This is a genomic window from Citrobacter sp. Awk 2 (assembly GCF_028069815.1).
In the GTDB taxonomy this organism is placed as follows: Bacteria; Pseudomonadota; Gammaproteobacteria; order Enterobacterales; family Enterobacteriaceae; genus Citrobacter.
On record NZ_JANEWL010000064.1, the window covers coordinates 1 to 26,929 of the forward strand.

The 26,929-nt window shown below is 51.2% G+C and carries 22 protein-coding genes; 16 read left to right on the top strand and 6 right to left on the bottom strand.

Annotation, left to right across the window (positions count from 1 at the left end):
• Window positions 1–248: 248 nt before the first annotated feature.
• The 6 genes from NNO02_RS15440 to opgB all read left to right on the top strand — a co-directional run bounded on the left by NNO02_RS15440 (window position 249) and on the right by opgB (window position 5,987).
• A complete protein-coding gene (locus NNO02_RS15440; RefSeq protein WP_101742995.1) occupies window positions 249–1,025 on the top strand; it encodes a threonine/serine ThrE exporter family protein in 777 nt (258 codons plus the stop codon).
• Entirely contained in the window at window positions 1,016–1,489 is a 474-nt protein-coding gene (locus NNO02_RS15445; RefSeq protein WP_202039584.1) for a threonine/serine exporter, read from the top strand. Before NNO02_RS15440 ends, NNO02_RS15445 begins: the two co-directional genes overlap by 10 nt.
• Before the next feature lie 122 nt (window positions 1,490–1,611).
• The gene (gene dnaT / locus NNO02_RS15450) at window positions 1,612–2,151 is read left to right on the top strand and encodes a primosomal protein DnaT (protein ID WP_271455196.1); all 540 of its coding nucleotides are present in this window, start codon (window positions 1,612–1,614) and stop codon (window positions 2,149–2,151) included.
• A 2-nt stretch (window positions 2,152–2,153) separates the two neighbouring features.
• On the top strand, window positions 2,154–2,891 hold the full coding sequence (gene dnaC / locus NNO02_RS15455; RefSeq protein WP_003019133.1) for a DNA replication protein DnaC: 738 nt from the start codon (window positions 2,154–2,156) through the stop codon (window positions 2,889–2,891).
• 70 nt (window positions 2,892–2,961) lie between these two features.
• A complete protein-coding gene (locus NNO02_RS15460) occupies window positions 2,962–3,453 on the top strand; it encodes a DUF2501 domain-containing protein (RefSeq protein ID WP_271442549.1) in 492 nt (163 codons plus the stop codon).
• 242 nt (window positions 3,454–3,695) lie between these two features.
• Window positions 3,696–5,987, top strand: a complete 2,292-nt coding sequence (gene opgB, locus NNO02_RS15465; RefSeq protein WP_271455197.1) for a phosphatidylglycerol--membrane-oligosaccharide glycerophosphotransferase — start codon at window positions 3,696–3,698, stop codon at window positions 5,985–5,987.
• Window positions 5,988–6,090: 103 nt separating this feature from the next.
• Here the strand turns inward: opgB and NNO02_RS15470 are convergent, their stop codons facing one another.
• Together NNO02_RS15470 and NNO02_RS15475 are read right to left on the bottom strand one after the other, a co-directional pair.
• A complete protein-coding gene (locus NNO02_RS15470; protein WP_271455198.1) occupies window positions 6,091–7,536 on the bottom strand; it encodes a tagaturonate reductase in 1,446 nt (481 codons plus the stop codon).
• Window positions 7,537–7,549: 13 nt separating this feature from the next.
• Complete coding sequence (locus tag NNO02_RS15475; RefSeq protein WP_271442546.1) at window positions 7,550–8,572, bottom strand: zinc-binding alcohol dehydrogenase family protein; 1,023 nt, start codon at window positions 8,570–8,572, stop codon at window positions 7,550–7,552.
• A gap of 137 nt (window positions 8,573–8,709) precedes the next feature.
• Between NNO02_RS15475 and NNO02_RS15480 the strand changes: the two genes are divergently transcribed.
• From NNO02_RS15480 to NNO02_RS15490, 3 genes are all read left to right on the top strand, one after another.
• Window positions 8,710–9,624, top strand: coding sequence for a GntR family transcriptional regulator (locus NNO02_RS15480; protein WP_271442545.1), 915 nt, complete (start codon window positions 8,710–8,712; stop codon window positions 9,622–9,624).
• A gap of 215 nt (window positions 9,625–9,839) precedes the next feature.
• Window positions 9,840–11,201, top strand: coding sequence for an MFS transporter (locus NNO02_RS15485; RefSeq protein WP_271442544.1), 1,362 nt, complete (start codon window positions 9,840–9,842; stop codon window positions 11,199–11,201).
• 65 nt (window positions 11,202–11,266) lie between these two features.
• Window positions 11,267–11,782, top strand: a complete 516-nt coding sequence (locus tag NNO02_RS15490) for a GNAT family N-acetyltransferase (RefSeq protein ID WP_271442552.1) — start codon at window positions 11,267–11,269, stop codon at window positions 11,780–11,782.
• 390 nt (window positions 11,783–12,172) lie between these two features.
• Here the strand turns inward: NNO02_RS15490 and tsr are convergent, their stop codons facing one another.
• Complete coding sequence (gene tsr, locus NNO02_RS15495; RefSeq protein ID WP_271455199.1) at window positions 12,173–13,837, bottom strand: methyl-accepting chemotaxis protein; 1,665 nt, start codon at window positions 13,835–13,837, stop codon at window positions 12,173–12,175.
• Window positions 13,838–14,192: 355 nt separating this feature from the next.
• Between tsr and btsT the strand changes: the two genes are divergently transcribed.
• From btsT to symE, 7 genes are all read left to right on the top strand, one after another.
• Window positions 14,193–16,343: a pyruvate/proton symporter BtsT gene (gene btsT / locus NNO02_RS15500; RefSeq protein ID WP_115601038.1), complete on the top strand. Its 2,151-nt coding sequence runs from the start codon at window positions 14,193–14,195 to the stop codon at window positions 16,341–16,343.
• Window positions 16,344–16,449: 106 nt separating this feature from the next.
• The gene (locus tag NNO02_RS15505; RefSeq protein WP_003830038.1) at window positions 16,450–16,644 is read left to right on the top strand and encodes a YbdD/YjiX family protein; all 195 of its coding nucleotides are present in this window, start codon (window positions 16,450–16,452) and stop codon (window positions 16,642–16,644) included.
• A gap of 12 nt (window positions 16,645–16,656) precedes the next feature.
• Window positions 16,657–17,613: a GTPase gene (yjiA, locus tag NNO02_RS15510; protein WP_271455200.1), complete on the top strand. Its 957-nt coding sequence runs from the start codon at window positions 16,657–16,659 to the stop codon at window positions 17,611–17,613.
• 303 nt (window positions 17,614–17,916) lie between these two features.
• Window positions 17,917–20,262: a type I restriction-modification system subunit M gene (locus tag NNO02_RS15515; protein ID WP_271455201.1), complete on the top strand. Its 2,346-nt coding sequence runs from the start codon at window positions 17,917–17,919 to the stop codon at window positions 20,260–20,262.
• Window positions 20,262–21,626, top strand: a complete 1,365-nt coding sequence (locus tag NNO02_RS15520; protein WP_271455202.1) for a restriction endonuclease subunit S — start codon at window positions 20,262–20,264, stop codon at window positions 21,624–21,626. The genes NNO02_RS15515 and NNO02_RS15520 overlap by 1 nt, the downstream gene beginning before the upstream one ends.
• Window positions 21,623–24,880, top strand: coding sequence for a type I restriction endonuclease subunit R (locus NNO02_RS15525; protein ID WP_271455203.1), 3,258 nt, complete (start codon window positions 21,623–21,625; stop codon window positions 24,878–24,880). Before NNO02_RS15520 ends, NNO02_RS15525 begins: the two co-directional genes overlap by 4 nt.
• 205 nt (window positions 24,881–25,085) lie before the next feature.
• Complete coding sequence (gene symE / locus NNO02_RS15530; protein ID WP_271455204.1) at window positions 25,086–25,430, top strand: endoribonuclease SymE; 345 nt, start codon at window positions 25,086–25,088, stop codon at window positions 25,428–25,430.
• Between the two features lie 94 nt (window positions 25,431–25,524).
• Here symE and tssD read toward each other — a convergent pair whose 3' ends face one another.
• Genes tssD through NNO02_RS15545 form a run of 3 tightly spaced genes read right to left on the bottom strand, consistent with a single transcriptional unit; the run spans window position 25,525 to window position 26,885 of the window.
• Window positions 25,525–26,016 (bottom strand): type VI secretion system tube protein TssD, encoded by a 492-nt coding sequence (tssD, locus tag NNO02_RS15535; RefSeq protein ID WP_271455205.1) that lies wholly within the window; start codon window positions 26,014–26,016, stop codon window positions 25,525–25,527.
• Complete coding sequence (locus tag NNO02_RS15540) at window positions 26,017–26,523, bottom strand: hypothetical protein (RefSeq protein WP_271455206.1); 507 nt, start codon at window positions 26,521–26,523, stop codon at window positions 26,017–26,019.
• On the bottom strand, window positions 26,523–26,885 hold the full coding sequence (locus tag NNO02_RS15545) for a DUF2778 domain-containing protein (protein WP_262756005.1): 363 nt from the start codon (window positions 26,883–26,885) through the stop codon (window positions 26,523–26,525). The genes NNO02_RS15540 and NNO02_RS15545 overlap by 1 nt, the downstream gene beginning before the upstream one ends.
• Window positions 26,886–26,929 lie beyond the last annotated feature (44 nt).

Sequence of the window (26,929 nt, forward strand, 5' to 3'; positions counted from 1 at the left end):
AGTACATTCATTGTACAATTAAAATAACTACATTAAATTATTAGCATTCCTTACGTAATTACTATTCACCTCAGAAAATTTAGCCCTGGTTCAAGAGTAGGTCCACGATACGATTCTCTGCAACCGCCGAGTGACCTGTTTCTTTTTTCAACACAAAGATTGATCTTATCCAGAGCCAACGGACTCACGCTTCATGATAAAAAGAAGATATTCTTCATTAAGAGAGCATCTTTTAGTCAGAGCGAGCTATGCAAACAGAGCAGTCGTCACAAAGAACGGTTACACGGTTATGTATACAATGCGGGCTTTTTTTACTGCAACATGGCGCAGAAAGCGCGTTAGTCGATGAACTTTCCACCCGTCTGGGTCTGGCGCTTGGGATGGACAGTGTAGAAAGTGCCATATCATCGAATGCCATCGTCCTGACGACGATCAAAGACGGACAATGCCTGACATCGACCCGAAAAAATCAGGATCGTGGCATCAATATGCACGTCGTGACGGAAGTGCAACACATTGTTATTTTGGCAGAACATAATCTGCTGGACGAAAAAGGGGTAGAGAAACGGTTTAACCAAATCAAACCGCTGCGCTATCCCAGATGGCTGGTTGCTTTCATGGTCGGATTGTCCTGCGCCTGCTTTTGTAAGCTCAATAACGGCGGCTGGGATGGCGCGATGATTACCTTTTTCGCCAGCATGATCGCCATGTACATTCGCCAGATCCTGGCTTCCCGGCATTTGCATCCACAAATCAACTTTTGTATCACCGCTTTTGTGGCAACCACCATATCCGGGCTGCTGCTTACGCTACCGACGTTTAATCACACGCCTACTGTAGCCATGGCCGCCAGCGTGCTGTTACTGGTTCCCGGTTTTCCGTTGATCAATTCGGTTGCGGATATGTTTAAAGGACACATTAACACCGGCCTCGCTCGCTGGGCGATTGCCAGTCTGCTTACGCTGGCAACCTGTATTGGCGTGGTGATGTCTATGACCTTATGGGGGCTTCGCGGATGGGCGTGATCGATTTTATTTTTGCACTCATACAGGACATGATCCTTTCTGCCATCCCGGCAGTAGGATTTGCCATGGTCTTTAATGTTCCACATCGGGCGCTTCCCTGGTGTGCGTTGTTAGGCGCCCTGGGACACGGTTCCCGAATGGTGATGATGACCGCTGGATTCAACATCGAGTGGTCGACCTTTATGGCCTCATTGCTGGTAGGCTGCATTGGGATCCAGTGGTCACGATGGTATCTGGCACATCCGAAAGTCTTCACCGTTGCGGCAGTGATCCCTATGTTTCCAGGGATCTCCGCCTACACCGCCATGATATCCGCCGTAAAGATCGGTCATTTCGGCTATAGCGAAGCGCTGATGATCACCCTGCTGACCAACTTCCTGAAAGCATCATCAATTGTAGGCGCACTCTCAATTGGGCTTTCCGTGCCAGGATTATGGCTGTATCGCAAACGTCCGCGCGTGTAACGAGTGAACCTGTTTACCCCTTTGCAGATGGGGGAACCTTCCCTCATCTGCTGCTCTCCTCTTTCTCTGTGTTACTATAAAAGCAGTCCCTTCTCGGTTGTTGTTCAGTATTGAGAAACATTATGTCCTGCAAAATTTTGACTCCGGACGTCATCAGTATTGACGCCTTATTACACGATCACAGCGCGGTGCTGGCGAAGTCGGCGGCTGGCGCTGTGGCTGTTTTTGCCAATAATGCGCCTGCTTTTTACGCCGTAACCCCAGCACGACTGGCAGAGTTGCTGGCGCTTGAAGAGAAGCTGTCACGCCCGGGAAGCGATGTAACCTTAGATGCCCAATTCTATGAAGAGCCACAAGCGGCACCGGTTGCCGTGCCAATGGGTAAATTTACGATGTACGCTGACTGGCAGCCAGATGCTGACTTCCAGCGTCAGGCGGCGTTATGGGGAGTGGCGCTAAGAGAGCCCGTCACCGCAGAAGAACTGGCTTCATTTGTTGCCTACTGGCAAGCCGAAGGCAAAGTCTTTCACCATATCCAGTGGCAGCAAAAACTGGCGCGCAGTATCCAAATAGGCCGGGCCAGCAATGGCGGAATGCCGAAGCGCGATGTGAACAGTGTCAGCGAACCTGACAGCCATATTCCACCAGGTTTTAGGGGATAACGATGAAAAACGTTGGCGACCTGATGAAACGTTTGCAAAAAATGATGCCACCCAATGTTGAGCCGGCCTTCAAAACAGGCGAGGAGCTGCTGGCCTGGCAAAAGGAGCAAGGTGAAATTCGTGCCGCTGCATTGGCGCGTGAAAACCGGGCCATGAAAATGCAAAGGACCTTCAACCGTTCCGGTATCCGTCCACTACACCAGAACTGCTCGTTCGAGAATTATCGCGTCGAGTGCGAAGGTCAGATGAACGCCCTGAGCAAAGCCCGCCAATACGTTGAAGAGTTTGACGGCAACATCGCCAGTTTTATCTTCTCTGGCAAACCCGGCACCGGCAAAAACCATCTTGCCGCCGCTATTTGCAACGAACTGCTACTGCGCGGCAAGTCGGTACTGATTATTACCGTGGCCGATATCATGTCGGCGATGAAAGAGACATTCAGCAATCGTGAGACCAGTGAAGAGCAACTGCTCAACGATCTCAGCAATGTGGATCTCCTGGTGATCGACGAGATCGGCATGCAGACAGAATCCCGCTACGAGAAAGTGATCATCAACCAGATTGTCGATCGCCGTTCGTCGTCTAAACGTCCAACCGGCATGTTAACAAACAGCAATATGGATGAAATGAACAAACTGCTCGGCGAACGGGTGATGGATCGTATGCGTCTGGGCAACAGCCTGTGGGTGATCTTTAACTGGGAAAGCTACCGGAGTCGGGTCACCGGCAAAGAGTATTAGCGTATTGGGAACACTCCTAAGACAGCCAGCGCTATACTGCGCTGAAAATGCATAACACGAGTTACACATAATGATGAAAACTACCAAACGTCTGCTGTGCTGCGCGGTTGCCGCCAGCACACTCATCTCCACCAGCGTTTTTGCCGCATCCTGGCAAGATTCGCTCTCTAGTGCGGCCAGCGAACTGAGCAAACAAAGTTCCACCTCGCAGGGCAGCTCCTCGATTTCTTCCCTGACCAGCCTGTTAAATGGCAGCAATCAGTCTCTGACGTCCAGCAGCATGAATAACGCAGCAGGGATTTTGGAATACTGTGCAAAACAGAAACTGGCTTCGGTCACTGACGCGCAAAACGTCAAAAACCAGGTGCTGGATAAACTGGGCCTGAGCACGGCTGAGCAGAAAAAAGATACCAACTATCTGGATGGTATTCAGGGAATGCTCAATACCAAAGATGGTCAGCAGCTTAACCTGAGCAACATTGGCAGCACACCGCTGGCCGAGAAGGTCAAAACCAAGGCCTGCGATCTGGTATTAAAACAGGGTATGAACTTCATTTCCTGATGCAACAAATGCCGCGCCCCGGCCATTTCACCACCGGCGCGGCATCAATCAATTCCACGAAAATATTTGCATACCAAATGAGTAGTGATTGCCCGCAAAAACCCGCATATCTAAACCAATTCTGAATAACAACCTCATTTAATGTCACTACAATTGCAGCAATATAACAACGCTATTACATTGTACTCTCAAAAAATGATTAGCCTGCCAGGCAATTGCCTGGTATTACTGAGGATAGACCGTTGTCAGAATTGCTCTCCATCACTCTGTTTCTCGCTTCGGTACTGATTTATGCCTGGAAAGCGGGTCGCAACACCTGGTGGTTCGCCGCCACGTTAACGGTGCTGGGGATCTTTATTGTCTTAAACATCACGCTGTATGCCAGTGACTATTTCACAGGTGACGGCATCAACGATGCGGTCCTGTACACCCTGACCAACAGCCTGACTGGCGCGGGTATCGGAAAATATATCCTGCCGGGCGTTGGGATCGCCCTGGCGCTGACCACCGTTTTTGTCACGCTGGGCTGGATACTGCGCCGCCGTCGCCATCATCCGCATCATGTCGGTTACAGTCTGTTGGCTCTGCTGCTGGCGCTGGCTTCCGTTGATGCCAGTCCGGCTTTCCACCAAATAACTGAACTGGTCAAATCCCAGTCACGCGATGGCGATCCCGATTTTGCGACCTATTACAAAGAACCATCAAAAACGATCCCCAATCCGAAGCTGAATCTGGTTTATATCTACGGTGAAAGTCTGGAGCGTACTTATTTTAACAACGATGCCTTCCCGGATCTGACCCCGGAACTCGGCACGTTGAAAAACGAAAGTCTGGATTTCAGCAACACCATGCAACTGCCGGGTACGGATTACACCATCGCCGGCATGGTCGCCTCACAGTGTGGCATTCCGCTGTTTGCACCATTTGAAGGCAACGCCTCGGCATCGGTTTCCAGTTTCTTCCCCAACAATATCTGTCTGGGCGATATCCTGAAGAACTCCGGTTATCAGAACTATTTTGTACAGGGCGCAAACCTGCGCTTTGCCGGGAAAGATGTATTCCTGAAATCCCACGGATTTGATCATCTGTACGGCGCTGAAGAGTTAAAGGGGGTCGTTGCAGACCCCGCTTATCGTAACGACTGGGGCTTTTATGATGATACCGTACTGGATGAAGCGTGGAAAAAATTTGAAGAGCTGTCACGCTCAGGGCAGCGTTTTTCATTGTTTACCCTGACCGTCGATACTCATCACCCGGACGGTTTCATCTCACGCAGCTGTAACCGTAAGCGTTATGATATTGACGGTAAAACCAACCAGTCCTTCAGTGCGGTCAGTTGCAGCCAGGAAAATATCGCCGAGTTTATTAATAAAATTAAAGCCTCACCGTGGTTTAAAGATACCGTGATCGTCGTCTCTTCCGATCATCTGGCAATGAACAACACCGCATGGAAGTATCTCAACAAGCAGGATCGTAACAACCTGTTCTTCGTGCTACGCGGCGATCAACCGCAACAGGATACGCTGGCGGTGAAGCGTAATACCATGGATAACGGTGCCACCGTACTGGATATTCTGGGCGGCGATAATTTTATCGGCCTTGGACGCAGCAGCTTGTCCAGCGAATCCGTATCGGAAGTGTTCCTGAACATCAAAGAGAAAATGCTGGCGTGGAAGCCCAACATTATCCGTTTATGGAATTTCCCGAAAGAGATGAAAACATTCACCATCGATCGGGACAAAGAGATGATCTCTTTCTCAGGGAGTCATTTCCGCCTGCCGCTGCTGCTCCGAGTATCGGATCAGCGCGTCGAACCGCTGCCGGAAAGTGAATACTCAGCCCCGCTGCGCTTCCAGTTGGCTGATTTCGCCCCGCGCGACAACTTTGTCTGGATAGACCGTTGTTACAAAATGGCGCAGCTGTGGGCACCGGAACTGGCACTCTCCACCGACTGGTGCGTATCACAGGGGCAACTGGGCGGGCAGCAGATCGTACAGCATGTCGATAAAGCCAACTGGAAAGGGAAGACGACATTTAAAGACACGGTCATCGACATCGAACGCTATAAAGGTAACGTCGATACACTAAAAATTGTCGATAACGATATTCGCTACAAAGCTGACAGCTTCATTTTCAACGTAGCGGGCGCGCCGGAAGAGGTGAAACAGTTTAGCGGAATTTCACGCCCTGAATCCTGGGGGCGCTGGTCTAACGCACAGCTGAGCGAAGAAGTGAAAATCGAATACAAGGCTCCGTTGCCGAAGAAATTCGATCTGGTTATCACCGCGAAAGCCTTTGGTGACAACGTGAATCGCCCTATTCCCGTACGCGTCGGCAACCAGGAACAAACGCTGGTCTTAAGTCAGGATGTCAGCACAACCATATTGCACTTTGATAACCCGACATCCGCCGACACGCTGGTGATTGTCCCACCCGATCCCGTCGCTACCAACGAGGGCAACATTCTGGGTCACTCGCCGCGTAAGCTGGGGATCGGGATGGTTGAAATCAAAGTGGTTGCTCAGGGCTCGTGACATGAAGTGCTGATAGTGCTTCGCTTATCGGCCTACCGCTAACCACCGTTATTGTCTGAAAAAAAACAGCGCCCAACACCGCACCGGGCGCTGCATGGCAACCTTATTCCAGACTGTTTACTGCCTGACGCATCCCTTGCACCAGAATACTTTCCAGATTTGCCGTCACCTGTGCAGCTAACCCTGGCAGCAATGTAAGATCTTCCCCCCAGTGAGCCGCATCGCCGAGCACAGTGTCCACCAGTTCACGCAGCGTCAGATCGTTGCCGACTCGCGGCCACAGACTGGCATACAGGCTTATCCACTGCTCATCATCCTGTAGTGGGTAGCGTTCGCCCGCGCGTTCCCCGCGATAAAATGCCAACAATGCAGCAAGTGCAAACGTTAACCGTACAGGCCAGCGCCCATTCTGCTGACCAGCCAGCAGTTGCGGTAAAATACGGGTACGGAATTTTGTCATGCCATTCAGCGCGATGGAAAGCAGTTGATGGCGAATATAGGGGTTCTGAAAACGCCCACTCACGGCGCTGGCAAACTCACGCAGTTCATCAGCCGGAAGATCCAGAACCGGGATAATTTCCTCGCCAATTGCCTGCTCAACAAAGCGACGCACGTCAGCATCCTGCATTGCCTCCCCCACGGTATCCAGCCCACACAACCAGGCGACTGGCACCAGCGCCGTATGTGCGCCGTTTAGAATGGCAACCTTACGCTCTTTATACGGCTTGATATCGCTCACCACGCGGATGTTCAGCGGGCACTGCGCCAGTTTCAGCTCCCCGGCCAACCACTCTGGCCCCTGAATAACAAACAGGTAAAAATGTTCAGCGGTATCGAGAAAGGCATCGTGATAGCCCAGCGTCTCTTCCAGCGTAGCAGCCTCCTCTCGTGGGTAGCCGGTAACAATGCGGTCCACCAGCGTGGAGCAGAAGGTATTCGCTGTTTCCACCCAATCGGCAAACGCCGGAGGAAGCTGCCAGGCCTGCGCATATTGCAACACCAGGGCTTTAAGCGCCTCACCGTTATAGTCGATAAGCTCACAAGGAATAATTACCCAACCTTTATCCACCGCACCAGCAAAGTGGTTAAAACGCTCCAGCAGCAGACGCGTCAGTTTGGCTGGAAAGCTGATCGGTGGCACATCATCAACCTTGTCGGCTGCGTGATAGCTAATCCCGGCTTCGGTGGTATTTGAAAACACAAAGCGAATATCCGCATTGTGCGCCAGCGCCAGATACGCGGCAAAGTCCTGATACGGATTGATCTCGTTATTGACCGAACGGATCAGTCGCGCTTCGCTCACTGCATCACCCTGTTCGTTCAGGCCACGAATCAGCGTGGTATACAGCCCATCCTGAGTGTTCAACGACGGTGGAAAGTCGGTATTGATCGGGCGAACAAGAGTGACACCCGCCTGCAGATCCGTTTTCTCGTTCAGGATATCCAGTTGCCAGTCAACAAACGCACGCAGGAAGTTTCCTTCGCCAAACTGGATCACGCGTGTTGGATAGCAGCGCCCTGGAAAGTCACGTCGATTCAATGTTTTCATCACACTCTCCCTATCAGAACGTAATCACGCCTTTAATCAGCTCACGGTTGTTGATCACATCCCGTTCATAGATCTCTGCCAACGTATCAAACGCATAGCGGTGCGTGAGCATCATGTCAGCCGTCAGTTTGCCTTCCGACATCAGACGCCCCACTTTGGCGAAATCTTCCGGTGTGGCGTTACGGCTGCCCATCATGGTGGTTTCTTTCTTGTGGAATTCGGGATCGGAGAACTGTAAATCACCTTTGAACAGCCCGACAAAAACGATGCTGCCGCCGTGGCGAATCAAATTCACCGTGTTGTTCATCGCGTGCTGATTCCCCGTAGCATCAATGACTTTTTGCGCCAGCGAACCGCCAAACTGTGTGCGTAACTGCGCATCAAAATCTGCAGCGGACGGATCGATAACCGGAAGCCCTAATCGGGAAACCACATGCTCTCTGCGTGCTGGGCTGGTATCCGCAACAACCACCTGCGCACCATCTGCTTTGGCGATCGCCGCGGCACCGAGACCAATCGGACCTGCACCGACAACAAGAACATGTTCGCCAGGTACCACCGCCGCCCGACGCACCGCATGGGCGCTAATGGCATAAGGTTCGATCAATGCCGCGGCATGCGGATCAATCCCCTGTGCATCCAGTAGATTCGTTACCGGAACGGATAAGTACTCGCTAAAGCCACCATCCTGGTGCACACCAATCACCGAAATCTTCTCGCAGCAGTTGGTACGCCCGCTCTGGCACGCCGGACACTGCTGGCACGCGACGTAAGGAATAACAGCTACCTGCTGACCATTTTTCAGATCTTGTATATTTTTCCCCAGCCCGACAATTTCCCCACATATTTCATGGCCTAACACACGTGGATAGCTGAAAAAAGGTTGGTTCCCGCCCCAGGCATGAATATCCGTTCCGCAAATCCCTACGGATTTAATTTTAATTAATGCTTCACCCTCACCCGGAATAGGTATTTCGCGTTCTTTCCAGACTAATTTTTTAGGTTCCTGGCAAATCAACGTATTCATCGTAGACATGACTCTGCTCTCCTGTTTTTTTGTTGCCTCAGATATCAACGAAAATAAAAACACCGGAGAAAGCGGAAACATAATCTGTGAATCTCAACGCATAAAAATGTTTTAAATCGGGTTTTAATAGGCAAAAAGGAGAAGCCATGAGCCGTTCGCAGAACTTACGCCACAATGTGATTAACCAAATAATTGATGATATGGCGCGTGGTCATATCCCTTCCCCTTTGCCTTCGCAAAGCGCACTGGCAGAAATGTACAACATCAGCCGGACCACCGTGCGCCACATGCTGAGCCATTTAGGTGAATGCGGCGTACTGACGCAAGTCGGTAGCCACTACGTGATCGTACGTAAACCGAACCATGATGACGGTTTTTCGTGTACTACAGCATCCATGACCGAGCAAAACCGGATTTTTGAGCAGGCGTTTTTCACCATGATTAACCAGCGCCAACTGCGTGCGGGTGAAAGCTTCTCTGAGCTGCAACTGGCCAGAGCCGCAGGAGTCAGTCCGGTCGTTGTACGGGAATATCTTTTAAAATTCGAGCGTTACAATCTGATTAAAAATGAAAAGCGCGGTCAGTGGAGCATGAAGCAGTTCGATCAGGCCTACGCCGAGCAGTTGTTCGAACTACGAGAAATGCTGGAGACTCACTCTCTGCAACATTTCCTCAACCTGCCTGACGATGATCCTCGCTGGCTGCAGGCCAAAACGCTGCTGGAGCGCCACCGGATACTGCGTGACAGCATCGGCAGCAGTTTTCGCATGTTCTCGCAACTGGACCGGGAATTCCATGCCCTACTGCTTTCCGCAGCCGATAATATATTTTTTAATCAGTCACTTGAGATTATTTCTGTGATTTTCCACTTCCACTATCAGTGGGATGAAAGCGACCTCAAGCAACGCAATATCATTGCCATCGATGAACATATGACCATCCTCAGCGCGCTGATTTGCCGCAGTGACCTGGATGCTACCCTGGCGCTTTGTAACCATTTGAATTCAGCCAAACAATCGATGATTCGCTCCATCAACCAACGTTGCCATAATGCTTATTAAGAACAGATTAAAAACAGCAAACCATTACCGGGAGCACGGTTTTATAAAAATAAAAACGCCAGAAAAATACCTCTTGCCTATGCTCACGCTAAGTCGACTGCATTAAAAAACTTTCGTGAGCGGTGATGAAAAAATTGATTTATCACCGGTACTTTTTCAATACAGCACAGCCAATCACTGTGTAAAAATAAATTATTGAGGTTCAGGAGTCCGGCGTGGAAAAAAATAATATTACCCTCGACCCGAGTTCTTCGTTTGGCACCTCGTCATCTGCGGATATTAATGTTCCGCCAGAAGGCATGGTGCAACGCAGTAGTCGAATAAAGCGCATTCAGACCACAGCAATGATTTTATTATTTTTTGCTGCGGTGATTAATTACCTCGACCGCAGTTCACTGTCGGTAGCAAACTTAACTATTCGCGAAGAACTGGGACTCAGCGCCACACAAATCGGCGTGCTGCTGTCGGTCTTTTCTCTCGCATATGGTATTGCGCAACTTCCCTGCGGCCCGCTGCTGGATCGTAAAGGTCCGCGCATCATGCTGGGACTGGGGATGTTCTTCTGGTCGCTGTTCCAGGCGATGTCTGGCATGGTGCACAGCTTCACCCAGTTTGTGTTGGTACGTATTGGGATGGGGATTGGTGAAGCACCAATGAACCCATGTGGCGTAAAGGTCATCAACGACTGGTTTAACATCAAAGAACGCGGTCGTCCGATGGGGTTATTCAACGCCGCGTCAACGATCGGGGTGGCCATTAGTCCGCCAATTCTGGCTGCCATGATGCTGGTCATGGGCTGGCGCTGGATGTTCATCACCATCGGTGTGCTGGGTATTTTCCTCGCTATCGGCTGGTACATGCTGTACCGCAACCGCGAACAGATTGAACTGAGCGCCACCGAGCAGGCGTACCTGAACGCCGGCAGTGTCAACGCGCGTCGCGATCCTTTGAGCTTTGCCGAATGGCGCAGCCTGTTCCGCAACCGCACCATGTGGGGCATGATGCTGGGCTTTAGCGGTATCAACTACACGGCATGGTTATATCTGGCCTGGCTGCCTGGTTATCTGCAAACGTCCTACAACCTGGATTTAAAAAGCACCGGATTAATGGCGGCGATCCCGTTCCTGTTTGGCGCAGCCGGGATGTTGATCAACGGTTTTGTCACCGACTGGCTGGTGAAAGGCGGTATGGCGCCGATTAAGAGTCGGAAGATTTGTATTATCGCCGGGATGTTCTGCTCCGCTGCCTTCACGTTTGTCGTGCCACAGGCAACAACATCAATGGCTGCGGTACTCCTGATCGGTATGGCGCTGTTCTGCATTCACTTCGCCGGCACCTCCTGCTGGGGGCTGATCCACGTCGCTGTTGCCTCACGTATGACCGCCTCCGTGGGCAGTATCCAGAACTTTGCCAGCTTTATCTGCGCGTCCTTCGCGCCGATCGTTACCGGCTTTATTGTGGATACCACCAACTCTTTCCGCCTGGCGCTGATCATCTGCGGTTGCGTCACCATGGTAGGCGCGCTCGCCTATATCTTCCTGGTTCGTCAGCCAATCAGCGACCCACGTCAGGAGTGATGCTCTGTAAGGGTCCGGTAATCGTACATTACCGGACCTGCGCCAAAGCCCGCTATACTGCCTCCATGAAAATCACTTTCCGCCCCACAACCCAGGTCGATACCCCAATCCTGCCAGACATCGAACACTCCGCAGGACAGCGCTTCCTGCGCATTCCTTCACTGGCATGGCTCGCCGATGGTCACACCGTTACGCTCTCCCAACATCAGCACTATGTTGACAACGAGATGAGCTGGCTGGCACTGGCAGACAACTCTCCCGTTGGCTTTTTGCTGGCAGAACCGATTGCATCATCGCTGTTTATTGCTGAAGTTTCTCTGCATCTGGGCTGGCAGGGGAAAGGGATTGGTCGGGGGTTGATTCGCTACGTCGCTGAACAGGCGCGGGAAAAAGGGTATGCATCACTCACACTGACCACCTTTCGCGATGTGCCATGGAACGCGCCCTTCTACGCCGGTCTGGGGTTTGAGATGCTGACAGATGAGGCGCTTTCTACACCACTGCGCCAGAAAAGAGAAGAAGAAGCAGCGCACGGCCTGGCGTTTGAATCACGCTGCGCCATGCGCCTGATATTGCGCTAATTGCCCGATGGCAGCTACGCCTTATCGGGCCTACGTAACCTTTCCCCGTAGGCCGGATAAGCGACAGCACCATCCGGCAACTACGTAACCTTTCCCCGTAGGCCGGATAAGCGCCAGCGCCATCCGGCAACTACGTAACCTTTCCCCCGTAGGCCGGATAAGCGCCAGCACCTTCCGGCAACTACGTAACCTTTCCCCGTAGGCCGGATAAGCGCCAGCGCCATCCGGCAACTACGTAACCTTTCCCCCGTAGGCCCGATAAGCGCCAGCGTCATCCGGCAACTACGTAACCTTTCCCCCGTAGACCCGATAAGCGCCAGCACCATCCGGCAACTACGTAACCTTTCCCCGTAGGCCGGATAAGCGACAGCGCCATCCGGCATCACAGGCTTAAAACGTTTCCCAGTTATCACCGGCATCCGCTACCGCGGCTTTGCGTGGCTGTACGGTTGCTGGCGCGGGTTTTGCGGTCGCAACATCGCGAGCACGCTGTTGATCATGCTGAATACGGAACACCGCAACGGCCTGAGTCAGACGGCTGGCCTGTTCTTCCAATGCGGCAGCGGCAGCAGCGGATTCTTCCACCAGCGAGGCGTTCTGCTGCGTCACGCGATCCATCTCAGCAACGGCCAGGCCCACCTGGTCGATACCACGGCTCTGTTCATCAGAAGCAGAAGCGATTTCACCCATGATATCGGTCACACGGGTCACCGCATTAACGATCTCATCCATGGTTTCACCGGCGCTTTCTACCAGTGTTGAACCCACATCGACACGACTTACTGAATCTTCAATCAGGCTTTTAATTTCGCGGGCAGCCTGCGCACTGCGCTGGGCCAGGTTACGGACTTCACCCGCCACCACCGCAAACCCACGTCCCTGCTCACCTGCACGCGCAGCTTCTACTGCAGCGTTCAACGCCAGGATGTTGGTCTGGAAGGCAATGCCGTCGATCACGCTGATAATATCGGCAATTTTCTGCGAACTGGAAGCGATATCACGCATGGTTTGCACCACGTTATCCACCACTTTTCCGCCTTTCTGCGCCGTTTCTGAGGCACTCAGCGCAAGATGGCTGGCCTGACGGGCGTTTTCGGCGTTCTGCTTCACGGTGGCCGTCAGCTGTTCCATGCTGGCCGCGGTTTCTTCCAGAGATGCAGCCTGCTGCTCGGTACGTGAAGAGAGATCGTTGTTACCCATCGCAATCTCGCTGGCACCGCTATAGATAGCGTTAGCGCCATTACGCACATCACCCACGGTATTCATCAGCTCACCCTGCATATGACGCAGGCTTTCTGCCAGTTGCCCAATCTCGTTGGACCCTTCCACATCAATGCGCTTTACCAGATCGCCGCTAGCGATATGACGAATGCTGTCAATCAGACGGTTCATCGGAGAAATAAGAGAAAGTTTAATACCGAACCAGACCGCGACAATCGCCGCCAGCACGGTAATCAGCACGCACGCCAGTACCCACATCGCCTGGCTGTAAGAGCTGTTGTTATCTTCAACTGCAATGTCATACAGGCGGTCATTCTGCTGCATGTAATTGACATATTGCTTCTCAAAACCATCCTGATAGCTTTGCGTCGGTTGATCAAAGAATGCGTTGATCTTCCCTTCACCCAACAGTTGGATCAGCTCCGCCAGCGCACCATGGTAGATGTTATAGGTGCGGTTGATCTCCTGGAAAGCGGCATCACTTTGACGCGGGTCACGCGGGAGAGACTCATAGACCGCCCAGTTTTTTTCCGTCAGTTTCAGCGCCGTGCTCGCTACCTGCATCAGTTCAGCAACGGTCGCACCGCTGCCGATATTGCTCTGATCCATCATGTAGCGAATACCCGCCCGGTTAAGGGTGTTTCGCGTTTGCAGCAGTTCAACCCAGGTGGCATTCAGCGCAGACTGCTGCTGGCGAATGGTTTGCAGAACGGTAAAGTTCTCTTTGTCATTCTTAAGTGAGTTAAAGAACAACCCGCCCGAGGCCAGTTGTAAAACGCCAAATAGCGCCAATACCAGCAGTAAGCTGGTAACAATCTTCATTCGTTTTAACATGTTTTCTCTTTCCGCTAGACAGATGTCAGAATTTTCGGCCTGGAAAGGGAAAACTTTATGGAATTCGTGCTAACTGAATCGATCTCAGCATCGACGATTCGTCGATGTCCGCAGTCAACCCAGGATCTAAAGGCGTTTATCAGTGATCTCAATCACATAATTATCCCCACTCACCAGCACCAGGAACCGCTCACTGACACTTGGGACCGCTTAAGCTGACATACAACCACTCACTTATTTACCTTACTTTACGCGCGTAACTCTCTGGCAAGATCCTCCCAACATAGCAGTCAACTTATCTCCTCAAACACACAATCAACCCCCCAGCGGCCTCGGCCAATTATTAGGTTTTACTATGGATACGAAAAAGATATTCAAGCACATACCCTGGGTAATTCTCGGAATCATCGGTGCATTCTGCCTCTCGGTAGTGGCATTACGTCGGGGTGAACACATCAGCGCCCTGTGGATCGTGGTCGCCTCTGTTTCCGTTTATCTGGTGGCCTATCGTTACTACAGTCTCTACATCGCTCAAAAGGTGATGAAACTTGACCCGACGCGTGCCACGCCGGCGGTCATCAACAATGATGGTCTGAACTACGTACCAACCAACCGTAACGTGTTGTTCGGTCACCACTTTGCTGCTATCGCAGGTGCAGGTCCGCTGGTTGGGCCGGTACTGGCCGCGCAGATGGGCTACCTGCCCGGTACGCTGTGGCTGCTGGCCGGCGTGGTACTGGCTGGTGCGGTGCAGGACTTCATGGTGCTGTTTATCTCTTCACGCCGTAACGGCGCCTCTCTGGGTGAGATGATCAAAGAAGAGATGGGCCCGGTACCGGGAACCATTGCGCTGTTCGGCTGCTTCTTAATCATGATCATCATCCTCGCGGTACTGGCGTTGATCGTGGTAAAAGCGCTGGCAGAAAGCCCGTGGGGTGTGTTCACCGTCTGCTCAACCGTACCTATCGCGCTATTTATGGGGATCTACATGCGATTCCTGCGCCCAGGACGTGTGGGTGAAGTGTCGGTGATTGGTATTGTGCTGCTGGTTGCTTCTATCTACTTCGGCGGTGTGATTGCACACGACCCGTACTGGGGCCCGGCGCTGACCTTTAAAGACACCACCATTACCTTCACCCTGATCGGTTACGCGTTTATCTCCGCGCTGCTGCCAGTATGGCTGATCCTCGCGCCGCGCGACTATCTGGCGACCTTCCTGAAAATTGGCGTTATCGTCGGTCTGGCAGTGGGGATTGTTATCCTCAACCCGGAACTGAAAATGCCGGCAATGACCCAGTATGTTGATGGTACGGGTCCGCTGTGGAAAGGTGCGCTGTTCCCGTTCCTGTTCATCACCATCGCGTGTGGTGCGGTATCTGGCTTCCACGCGCTGATTGCTTCCGGTACCACACCGAAACTGCTGGCCTGTGAAACTGACGCGCGCTTTATCGGTTACGGCGCGATGCTGATGGAATCCTTCGTCGCAATTATGGCGCTGGTTGCTGCTTCCATCATCGAACCGGGTCTGTACTTCGCAATGAACACCCCACCTGCGGGCCTTGGCATCACCATGCCGAACCTGCATGAAATGGGGGGTGAAAATGCACCACTGATTATGGCGCAACTGAAAGACGTTACCGCACATGCGGCGGCAACCGTCAGCTCCTGGGGCTTCGTCATTTCGCCTGAGCAGATCCTGCAAACCGCGAAAGACATCGGTGAACCGTCCGTTCTGAACCGTGCAGGTGGCGCACCAACGCTGGCTGTCGGTATTGCTCACGTGTTCCACAAAGTCCTGCCAATGGCTGACATGGGCTTCTGGTACCACTTCGGTATTCTGTTCGAAGCACTGTTCATCCTGACCGCACTGGATGCAGGTACCCGTTCTGGCCGCTTTATGCTGCAGGATTTACTGGGTAACTTCGTGCCGTTCCTGAAGAAAACTGACTCCCTGGTTGCCGGTGTCGTCGGCACTGCGGGCTGCGTCGGCCTGTGGGGTTATCTGCTGTATCAAGGCGTGGTTGACCCGCTGGGCGGCGTGAAGAGCCTGTGGCCGCTGTTCGGTATCTCTAACCAGATGCTGGCTGCCGTGGCGCTGGTTCTCGGCACCGTGGTGCTGGTTAAAATGCAGCGCACCAAATACATCTGGGTGACCGTGGTTCCGGCAGTATGGCTGCTGATCTGCACCACCTGGGCGCTGGGTCTGAAACTGTTCAGCACCAACCCGCAGATGGAAGGCTTCTTCTTCATGGCGAATCAGTACAAAGAGAAGATTGCCAACGGTGGCGAACTGACCGCACAGCAGATTGCCAACATGAACCATATCGTCATCAACAACTACACCAACGCAGGCCTGAGTATTCTGTTCCTGGTGGTGGTGTACAGCATCATTTTCTACGGGTTCCGTACCTGGCAGAAAGCCCGCACCATCAACGGTCGCTCTGATAAAGAAACACCGTATGTACCGGTGCCGGAAGGCGGCGTGAAGACCTCTTCACACCACTAACCTGAAGCCGGGTGGCGCACGCTTACCCGGCCTACAAAATGCACTTAACGTAGGCCGGATAAGGCGTAAGCCGCCATCCGGCTTTATTCATTAACAGGACGATAGAATGTTTGGTACTTTAGGTCAGGCAAAAAAGTATCTCGGTCAGGCGGCGAAGATGCTGATTGGCATTCCGGACTACGACAACTACGTCGAACACATGAAGACCAATCATCCCGATAAGCCGTACATGACCTACGAAGAATTCTTCCGCGAGCGCCAGGAAGCCCGCTACGGTAGCGGCGGAAGCAGTTGCTGTTAGAAGGAGAAGTGAATGACCCCGATTGCAGTTACCCTACTCACCGGTTTTCTTGGCGCGGGTAAAACCACCCTGCTGCGCCATATTCTCAACGAGCAGCACGGGTACAAGATTGCCGTGATCGAAAACGAATTCGGCGAAGTCTCGGTGGACGATCAATTGATTGGTGACCGCGCCACACAGATCAAAACCCTGACCAACGGCTGCATTTGCTGTACCCGCTCCAGTGAGCTGGAAGATGCGCTGTTAGATCTGCTCGACAACCTCGACAAAGGCGCGATCAATTTTGACCGTCTGGTGATCGAGTGCACCGGCATGGCCGACCCCGGCCCGATTATCCAGACCTTTTTCTCCCATGAAGTGATCTGCGAGCGCTACCTGCTGGACGGTGTGATTGCGCTGGTGGATGCAGTACATGCCGACGAGCAGATGAACCAGTTCACCATCGCCCAGTCGCAGGTCGGCTATGCTGACCGCATCCTGCTGACCAAAACCGACGTCGCCGGTGAAAGCGAGAAACTGTGTGAGCGCCTGGCGCGCATCAACGCCCGCGCCCCGGTGTATACCGTTACCCATGGCGATATCGACCTCTCCCTGCTGTTCGACACCAACGGTTTTATGCTGGAGGAAAACGTGGTCAGCGCCAAACCGCGCTTCCACTTTATTGCCGACAAACAAAACGATATTTCCTCGATCGTCGTCGAGCTGGATTACCCGGTCAACATCAGCGACGTGTCGCGGGTGATGGAAAACCTACTGCTGGAATCCGCCGAGAAGCTGCTGCGTTACAAAGGTATGCTGTGGATTGACGGCGAACCGAATCGCCTGCTGTTCCAGGGCGTCCAGCGCCTGTACAGCGCCGACTGGGACCGCCCGTGGGGCGACGAACAGCCGCACAGCCAACTGGTGTTTATCGGTATTAATCTGCCGGAAGACGAGATCCGAGCCGCGTTTGCGGGATTAAAGAAGTAATCTCCTGCTGAATTGCCCGGTGGCGCTGCGCTTACCGGGCCTACAAGTTCCGCTTCCCGTAGGCCGGATAAGGCGCAGCCGCCATCCGGCATATCTCCCCAATCGTTTATCGCATTCTTGCAGAGCGAGAATGCTGTTTTTCCTCTCTCCAAAAAACATTCATTAAAATGATCTTTAGCGGTAAATGATCACTATAAATTATAAAAATTCGTTATAAATGATCAACTTACAAATTTCTGGTAAAAAGGAGACTATCCACTCGAAGAAAAAATAAGCCTCTTCACAGAGGCCTGGACAGTATTTATGACATCAGGAAATTTCACCCAGACGGCCGCTTTTCTTTGGTCGGTCGCCGACCTGCTGCGCGGCGATTTTAAACAATCACAATATGGCCGCATTATTCTCCCCTTCACCCTGCTGCGCCGACTGGAGTGCGTACTCGAAGACAGCAAAGAGGCCGTACTTGCTCAGGCAGAAAAAATTAAAGCACTCAATTTGCCGGAAGAAGCGCAAGAGAAGATGCTCCTGCGCGCCGCAGATGGCCTGACGTTCTTTAACACCTCGCCAATGGACCTCAGCAAGATGGGGCAAAACGGCATCAAGGCCAATCTGGAGAAATATGTTCAGTCTTTCTCCACCGATGCCCGTGAGATTTTCGAACACTTCAAGTTCAGCGAGTTTGTCGGCCAACTGGAAGAGGCCAACTTGCTGTATAAGGTGGTGCAAAAGTTTGCAACCGCAGAGTTAAGCCCGAAGGACATTTCGAACCATGATATGGGTCTGGTGTTTGAAGAGTTAATCCGCCGCTTTGCGGAAGGCTCTAATGACACCGCAGGTGAGCATTTCACTCCGCGCGATATCGTACGCCTGACCACTTCACTGGTTTTCATCGGCGACGACGACGCGCTCACCAAAGACGGTATTATCCGCACCATCTACGACCCAACGGCGGGAACTGGCGGCTTTCTCTCCTCCGGGATGGAATATCTGCACGAACTCAACCCCAATGCGGTGATGCGCGCTTTTGGCCAGGAGCTAAACCCGGAATCGTACGCTATCTGTAAGGCCGATATGTTGATCAAAGGCCAGGACGTCAGCCGCATCAAGCTCGGCAATACGCTTTCAAACGATCAGTTACCCGCCGAGAAATTCGATTACATGCTCTCCAACCCGCCGTTTGGTGTGGACTGGAAAAAGATCGAAGGCGAGATCGGCGACGAGCACGCACAGAAAGGTTTTGACGGACGCTTTGGCCCCGGCCTGCCTCGCGTCTCCGATGGATCCTTACTGTTCCTGCTGCATTTGATCAGCAAAATGCGCGATGCCCACAGCGGCGGCGGGCGCATCGGCATCATCCTTAACGGCTCCCCGCTGTTTACCGGCGGCGCAGGCAGCGGCGAAAGCGAGATCCGCCGTTACATCCTCGAAGCTGACCTGCTGGAAAGCATCATCGCCCTACCAACCGATATGTTCTACAACACCGGCATCGCCACCTACGTGTGGATCCTCTCCAACAAGAAAGCGCCGGAGCGCAAAGGCAAAGTCCAGCTTATTGATGGCAGCAACCTGTGCGGCAAAATGCGCAAGTCGCTGGGTTCAAAGCGTAATCTGATGGGTGAAGACGATATCCGTCTCATGACCCAAACCTTCGGCGATTTTGAGGCGATAGAGACCACCACGCTGGAAGCACTGGGCCTGGAAAAAGCACCAGAGCAAAAATCTGGTCGTGGTCGTCAGTCTACAACCGCGAAAAACGAAGCGCCGAAAACCTTCGCCAGCAAACTCTTCAACAGCACCGATTTTGGCTATCGTCGCCTGACCATTGAACGCCCGCTACGCCTGTCGGCACAAATTACCGATGAGGCCATCGCCACTTTACGTTTCGCGCCAAAACCGTTTAACGCGCCGATGGAATGCCTGTTTGCCGCGTTTGCCGCCCACTGGCATACGGACAACTACGGCGATTTCTCTGTGTTAGAAACCGAAGCCCGCGCCATAATCAAGGCCGAATTTGCCGAGCAGAAAGAGAAGCAAATCAAAGATCTGCTCGACGGCAAGCTGTGGCTGGCCCAGCGCGGATTAATGGAAAAAGCCCGGCATATTCAGGCCGCGTTTGGCGATAAGCCTGGCGGCATTTCCGGCGTCAGCGATGATTTCAATCAGTTCCAGATTGACTTAAAAAGCGCGCTTAAAACCGCCGGTGTGAAGCTGGATGCCAAAGAGAACAAGCAGTTTATCGATGCCGTTACCCGCAAAAACCCGGACGCTGCACCGGTGGTAAAAAAGGTATTAAAAGAAGACGCCCAACCGCTGTACGGCGCGTTTGCCTATCATGGTCAGGTAGTCGAATTTGAGCAGGACGGCGATCTGCGTGATAACGAAAACGTGCCGCTCAATCCCGCCGTTTCCACCAGCGATTTGATCGAGGGCTACTTCAAGGCGGAAGTGTTGCCGCACGTGGCGGATGCGTGGATCAATGCCGATAAGCGCGACGCGATTGATGGCGAGATCGGCATTGTCGGTTACGAGATCCCGTTTAATCGTCATTTCTATGTGTATACGCCGCCGCGATCGCTGGAAGAGATTGATGCTAACCTGGATGCGGTAAGCGCCGAGATTATGCAGCTGCTGCGGGAGGTACACTCCTGATGGCGAAATATAAGGCGTATTCGGAATATAAAGATTCTGGGGTAGAGTGGCTGGGGGAGATACCTGCTCATTGGAAAACAGTATCTATAGCTAGGTTATTTTCCAGAAATAAACGAACTGGATACGCAGAAAAGGAATTACTTTCCGTTTATCGGGATTATGGTGTTATACCGAAATCTAGTAGAGATGATAATAATAACAAACCCTCAGAGGATTTATCGCCTTATCAACTAGTTGAACCAGATGATCTAGTGATGAACAAGATGAAAGCTTGGCAGGGATCTATCGCAATCTCAGAATATGAAGGTATCGTTAGCCCTGCATATTTTGTTTACCAACCAAATAAAATATTTTTCGAACAGGCACACCCAAGGTACGTACATTATTTACTTCGTAACCCGATTTACATCACCCAATATTTAAGCCGCTCCAAGGGGATTCGTATAAATCAATGGGACTTAGACCCTGATGAGTTCAGAAATATTGAACTCCTTTTACCAAGTAAGAGTGAGCAGCACAAAATATTCAGTTTTCTTGACCACGAAACTATAAGAATCGACAAGCTTATAGAGAAACAACAACAGCTTATTGAACTCCTAAAAGAAAAACGTCAGGCAGTAATTAGCCATGCGGTAACCAAAGGGCTAAATCCTGATGTACCGATGAAAGATTCTGGTGTCGAGTGGTTGGGAAAAATTCCACAAGATTGGGTAATCTGCGCAATAAAAAATATTGTTAGTATACCTATTACTGATGGCCCACATGAAACACCAGTCTTTCTAGATGAAGGTATCCCTTTCATTTCAGCCGAGGCTATATCATCAGGTAAAATCGATTTTTCAAAACAACGGGCATTTATTTCCCATAAAGACAACATTAGATTCAGTAAAAAATATAGCCCACGGATAAATGATATTTACATGGTAAAATCAGGAGCAACTACTGGAGTCACAGCAATTGTAGAAACTGATACTGAATTTAATATATGGTCGCCATTAGCAGTTATAAGATGTAATGCTTCTACACATCCATATTTCACATTGAATTTCCTTCGTTCGAAAAATTTTCAAACTGCCATTGAGTTAAATTGGAGTTTTGGCACCCAGCAAAATATAGGAATGGGTGTCATAGGTAATATCCATATAACCCGCCCACCATTAGAAGAGGCAATAAAAATTGCAAGTTACCTTCACCTTAAGTGTATTAAATTTGAAGAATTAATTAGCGCCGCAACAACTCAAATTTCACTAATGCAAGAACGCCGTACCGCCCTGATCTCCGCCGCCGTCACCGGCAAAATCGACGTCCGCCACTGGCGCGCTCCAGACGAGCAAACCACAGCCGAAGCGGAGGCCATCCTATGACCCCCGACATCACCCGCGAGATCAACCTGCAAAACGACATCATCAACCAGATGTCCGCCAACGGCTGGATTGTCGGCAAAGGCGACGGCTACGATCGTGAACGTGCGCTCTACGTTCAGGACACGCTGCGATTCGTGCAAACCACCCAGCCGCAGGAGTGGGAAAAGTTTGCGAAGGTTTACCCCAACGACACCGAACGTCATTTTCTCGATAACCTGGTTACTCAACTGCAAAAAGCCGACATCAACGCCACCGATATGCTGTCGCGCAGCTGGGGCACGCTCGGCGTACTGCGTCATGGTCTGAAGATCCGCAACGCCCGCTTTTTTCTCTGTCAGTTTAAGCCAGAACACACCCTCAACCCGGACACCCTCACGCGCTATCGGCAGAATCTCTGCCGTATCGTGCCGGAGCTGGTTTACAGCCCTTACACCAACGCAGCCGATGACAATGAACTGAAAGCGAAACGCTGGCGTATCGATCTGGTGCTGTTTATCAACGGTCTGCCGGTTGCCACGCTGGAGTTGAAATCCGAGTTTAAGCAGGCGGTACAGAACGCCATCACGCAGTATAAGAAAACTCGGCTGCCGAAAGATCCGGTCACCAATAAGCCCGAGCCGCTGCTGACCTTTAAGCGCGGGGCGCTGGTGCACTTCGCCGTCAGCCAGTTCGACGTCTATATGGCGACCAAACTCGCGGGCGACGATACCTTCTTCCTGCCGTTCAACAAAGGCACAAAAGTAGGCGGCGCGGGCAATGACATCCCGGAAGACGCGGGCCGCTATGCGACCGACTATCTGTGGAATGAAGTACTGCAGCCGGATAACCTGCTGAAAATCCTCGCCAGCTTTGCGCATCTGCAAATCGAAGAGAAAGAGGACTGGAACGGACAGAAGTACAAAAAAGAGAGTCTGATCTTCCCGCGCTATCACCAGTGGGATGTGGTCAACAAACTACTGCAGGCCGCGGCGCTCGAGGGGACCGGTAACAAATATCTGATTCAGCACAGCGCTGGCTCCGGCAAGTCGAACTCCATCGCCTGGACTGCGCACCAGTTGTCTCGCCTGTATGATGACAGCGGCGAGAAGCTATTTCACTCAGTTATTGTGGTTACCGATCGCACGGTGCTCGACGATCAGCTGCAGGACACCATCTACCAGTTCGAACATGCCGACGGCGTGGTCGGGCGTATAAATAATAAAGAGGGCGATGGCTCCAAGTCGGAAAAGCTGGCCAGCGCGCTGGAACACTCGCAGCCGATTATTATCGTCACCATTCAGACCTTCCCGTTCGTACTGAAAGCGATTGAAAACAGCGTCAGCCTGAAGCAGCGTAAATACGCGGTGATTGCCGACGAAGCGCACTCGTCGCAAAGCGGATCCACGGCACGGCAGCTAAAAGAAGTGCTGATGAGTGAAGAGCGGGACGACGACACGGTACTGTCGTCAGAGGACAGCCTCAACGCCACCATTGCCGCGCGTCGCAACAGCGGCAATCTGAACTATTATGCGTTCACCGCCACACCGAAGGCCAAAACGCTGGAGCTTTTTGGTCGCCTCCCGCACCCAGGCGAACCGGCATCGGCCACCAACAAACCGGCGGCATTCCACGTATACACCATGCGTCAGGCCATTGAGGAAGGCTTTATTCTTGATGTGCTGAAAAACTACACCAGCTATAAAGTGGCGTATCAGCTGCTGCAAAAGCTGGAAGATAAAGACCGCGAAGTGGACAGCAATCGGGCCAAGGTCAGGCTAAACCAATGGGTCACGCTGCACGATTACAACGTCTCGCAGAAGGTGAAAGTGATCGTCGAGCACTTTCGCAAGCATGTGATGAACCTGCTCGGCGGGCAGGCAAAAGCGATGGTGGTCACCAGTTCACGCAAGGCAGCGGTACGTTACAAACTGGCATTTGATAAATACATCGCCGAAAACCGCTATGCAAAAATCAGCGCCATGGTGGCGTTTTCCGGCGAAGTCGAGTTTCAGGGGAGCGACCCTAACAGCGACGCATTACTGAACCAGAAGTTCACAGAAGCAAACATGAATCCGGGGCTGAAAGGCCGGGATATGCGCAAAGCGTTCGATAGCGATGATTATCAGGTGATGCTGGTTGCCAATAAATTCCAGACCGGTTTTGACCAGCCTAAGCTGTGCGCCATGTATGTCGATAAAGCCCTCGGCGGCGTTGAGTGCGTCCAGACGCTTTCTCGTCTGAATCGTACCTATCCGGGCAAAGCGGAGTCCGGCACTTTTGTGCTCGATTTTTATAACGAGCCGCAGGATATTCTGGATGCCTTCCAGCCCTATTATCAGACCGCCGAGCTGACCGACGTCAGCGATCCCCAGCAGGTATTTGATCTGTTTGAGAAACTGCGTGCCAGCCAGATTTTCCAGTGGAACGAGGTGGATCAGTTCTGTGACGCGTTTTTTACAAAGAATAAATCCAACGCCGCCATCAGTAATATCTGCCGCCCGGCCGTTGAGCGCTGGCAGAAGCGCTATGCCCTCGCTATCGACGCTTATCTGACCGCCAAAGAGATGTTTGAAAGAACCAAAAAAACCGGTGATGTAGTGCTGATCACCAATGCCGAAAACAGCTTTAAAGCCTGTAAGCAGGAAAAAGATCGGCTGGAGATTTTCAAGAAGGATCTCGGCAGCTTTGTGCGCTTCTACGAGTTTATGTCGCAGATCGTCGAGTACGATGACAAAGATCTGGAAAAGCTCAGCTTGTTCGCCCGCCATTTAAGACCTTTGCTGCACGAACAGCGACTGGAGGAAGATGAGATCGATCTCAGCAACGTGGAGATGAGCCACTATCGCTTATCGAAGATCCACGAACAGCATCTGAAATTACAGGAAGATGCTGCGGAATATACGCTTGATCCCAGTAACGATGTGGGTACGGCAAAACCAAAGGACAAGAAAGAGGAATTTCTGTCGCATATTTTATCGCGAATGAATGAGCTATTTATCACCGATCATCTGACGGATAAAGATATGCTCAGCAGCGCAATGACCGTGTTTAATAAAATCACTGAGAATGAAACCGTGATGAAACAAATAAAAAATAACAGCCCTGAGCAGGCAATATTAGGTGGTTTTTTCAAAGCAGTGGACGACGCGGTGATGGACAGCGACGAAGCGCGACAAGAATTTATGCTGCAGTATTTATCGAACCCGCAGTGCGCTAAGGGCTTTGCCCGCCTGATGTTTGATATGGCGACGGGTCATTTCGCGTTGCCTGCTTAAGGTTTTGATTATTGCCGGATAGCTTATCCGGCGTGATTTATATTTCTCATCAATATTTCCAGTTACGTGTTTATTATTGTCTATTTTTAGCTGGCTTTATTTTTATTTACTGGGTAAATTTACAGGTGTTATTTATCGCAAGACGCCCGTGCTGCAACACGAGCGCCTCGCTAATCACAATCACTATTTAACGAGAATAGCCATCATGACTACCCCGCATTCTATTGCAGAATTCACCGATCCAGAAGTCTCCCCGGCAAATAATCGTCTGGGCACCGTGACTTATGCGAGTCGTTATCCGGATTACACGCATGTTCCGGCAATTATTATGAAAGGCCAGTGGCTGGAAGCCGCCGGTTTCGCCACCGGCTGCAAATTCGATATCAGAGTGATACCAGGCTGTATTGTGCTAACGACAAAACTGCCGGAGCCGGAAGAACCCTCGTTATTGCAGTCGCTGCGTCGGGTGTGCAAGCTGTCCGCACGTAAACAACAGCAGGTGCAGGAGTTTATCGACGTGATTTCAGCGAGGCCGCGCAAGCAGGGATAACTTCTCAGATGCCAGACGGCGCTCAGGTGTATAAGCGCCGTGTATTGATTGCATTACGGCTCAGGGTGACATCATTTTATCCTGAGCCATTTACTCAAGACCCTAAGCGATAATCCCAATCATCAGAGTGGACTATATTCCCATCATGATAGTGCCAGGTAATCTTCTTGTAGCGGAACTGGGCAAGTTCAAGATGGGTCTGTTTTTCGTAATAAGTATCTTTAACATCGTGCATCAGTGAAAAAATCGTAACGACTTTCACATCTTCCAGGGTTATCGTAAAATAGACCTCTTCCTGACCAGCATCATTTATTCGATAGAGATCAATAGCCGCTTTCCTTAATGTTTCTCCGGTACTTAATGCTTTATACAAAAGCACACTAGAAGCATCAATTTCCTTTTCAATTAAAAATGGACGATGTTGACGTTTACTCAACACTCTTCCATTATGCAAGTCAGAGTTGTAACTCACATTATGATACAAACCTAAAACCTCGATCTGATTTTCACGGTCTTTTACCATCACACTACCTTTGATAACATTACCAGCATCATCGATTAGTGACATATATCCAGGGATAGCCATTTATAAATCCTTATTAAAGGGAACAGAATTTTCGACAGTATTGATCATGACCGCAATACACCGTTTCCCTTCTGCCGTTTTGATCTTATACATTTCCCTGATGGAGTTAACAAATAGCTTATTCATTTCGTCTTCTGACTGAGGGAAAGAGGCAAATGCACATATCTGCTCAATAGTCAGCAATGGTCTCTTATCGTTGAGAATAGCCAGAACACCGGCCGGATTATGTGGAATGGCTTCAGATACCGCCCCCTGCAAATCTTCCGCAGTACTGGCATCAACTCCGGGTTCCAAAGCACTTGCCACCGTTAACCAGTCATTATTACCTTTGCTAATTTCAGGAATAATATGGTTCCACCATACTGATTCATCGTCATTATAAAGTTCGTGTACAACGGTGTTTGCTCCTTTTTCATTTATCATCTGCAGAAGCTGAGGTACAGTATGCTCTGCAGCGCAGGAAACACCCGAAAGCATAAATAGAAAGAAGATAATAATAAATTTCATTATCTTACCACCAGAATTGTATCACCCGAATCGTAAATGGTTTGGCGCTTATCTTGTCCATTCATAATGATACACCCTGCAGATGCCGTTCCCGGTGGCTGCCCTTTTTTATCACCATGAATTTCGAAATGATCTCTGCCAAAAGTATTGGTCCCTGCAATAGGTTCAAGGATAATAGCGGAGGGGCTTTTGTGATTATTCCATCCTGCAATAAAATAAACACCTCGAGGAATGGGTCCCTTGTTACGTATGTGTTCACAGTTCGGTTTATCCTTTGATTCACCGGCACCACTGTAGCAATAAGCAATTAACTCACCGTTATGGCTCAGTATACCTGTCGATACTTTATATTCCCATGTCATGTGATTTTACACCCTTTAAAATATAACAATCACACTTATCATAT

Coding starts and splice junctions, on each gene's coding strand:
- NNO02_RS15440 (WP_101742995.1), top strand. CDS start 249: ATGCAAACAGAGCAGTCGTCACAAAGAACGGTTACACGGTTATGTATA.
- NNO02_RS15445 (WP_202039584.1), top strand. CDS start 1,016: ATGGGCGTGATCGATTTTATTTTTGCACTCATACAGGACATGATCCTT.
- dnaT (WP_271455196.1), top strand. CDS start 1,612: ATGTCCTGCAAAATTTTGACTCCGGACGTCATCAGTATTGACGCCTTA.
- dnaC (WP_003019133.1), top strand. CDS start 2,154: ATGAAAAACGTTGGCGACCTGATGAAACGTTTGCAAAAAATGATGCCA.
- NNO02_RS15460 (WP_271442549.1), top strand. CDS start 2,962: ATGATGAAAACTACCAAACGTCTGCTGTGCTGCGCGGTTGCCGCCAGC.
- NNO02_RS15470 (WP_271455198.1), bottom strand. CDS start 7,536: ATGAAAACATTGAATCGACGTGACTTTCCAGGGCGCTGCTATCCAACA.
- NNO02_RS15475 (WP_271442546.1), bottom strand. CDS start 8,572: ATGTCTACGATGAATACGTTGATTTGCCAGGAACCTAAAAAATTAGTC.
- NNO02_RS15480 (WP_271442545.1), top strand. CDS start 8,710: ATGAGCCGTTCGCAGAACTTACGCCACAATGTGATTAACCAAATAATT.
- NNO02_RS15490 (WP_271442552.1), top strand. CDS start 11,267: ATGAAAATCACTTTCCGCCCCACAACCCAGGTCGATACCCCAATCCTG.
- tsr (WP_271455199.1), bottom strand. CDS start 13,837: ATGTTAAAACGAATGAAGATTGTTACCAGCTTACTGCTGGTATTGGCG.
- btsT (WP_115601038.1), top strand. CDS start 14,193: ATGGATACGAAAAAGATATTCAAGCACATACCCTGGGTAATTCTCGGA.
- NNO02_RS15505 (WP_003830038.1), top strand. CDS start 16,450: ATGTTTGGTACTTTAGGTCAGGCAAAAAAGTATCTCGGTCAGGCGGCG.
- yjiA (WP_271455200.1), top strand. CDS start 16,657: ATGACCCCGATTGCAGTTACCCTACTCACCGGTTTTCTTGGCGCGGGT.
- NNO02_RS15515 (WP_271455201.1), top strand. CDS start 17,917: ATGACATCAGGAAATTTCACCCAGACGGCCGCTTTTCTTTGGTCGGTC.
- NNO02_RS15520 (WP_271455202.1), top strand. CDS start 20,262: ATGGCGAAATATAAGGCGTATTCGGAATATAAAGATTCTGGGGTAGAG.
- NNO02_RS15525 (WP_271455203.1), top strand. CDS start 21,623: ATGACCCCCGACATCACCCGCGAGATCAACCTGCAAAACGACATCATC.
- symE (WP_271455204.1), top strand. CDS start 25,086: ATGACTACCCCGCATTCTATTGCAGAATTCACCGATCCAGAAGTCTCC.
- tssD (WP_271455205.1), bottom strand. CDS start 26,016: ATGGCTATCCCTGGATATATGTCACTAATCGATGATGCTGGTAATGTT.
- NNO02_RS15540 (WP_271455206.1), bottom strand. CDS start 26,523: ATGAAATTTATTATTATCTTCTTTCTATTTATGCTTTCGGGTGTTTCC.
- NNO02_RS15545 (WP_262756005.1), bottom strand. CDS start 26,885: ATGACATGGGAATATAAAGTATCGACAGGTATACTGAGCCATAACGGT.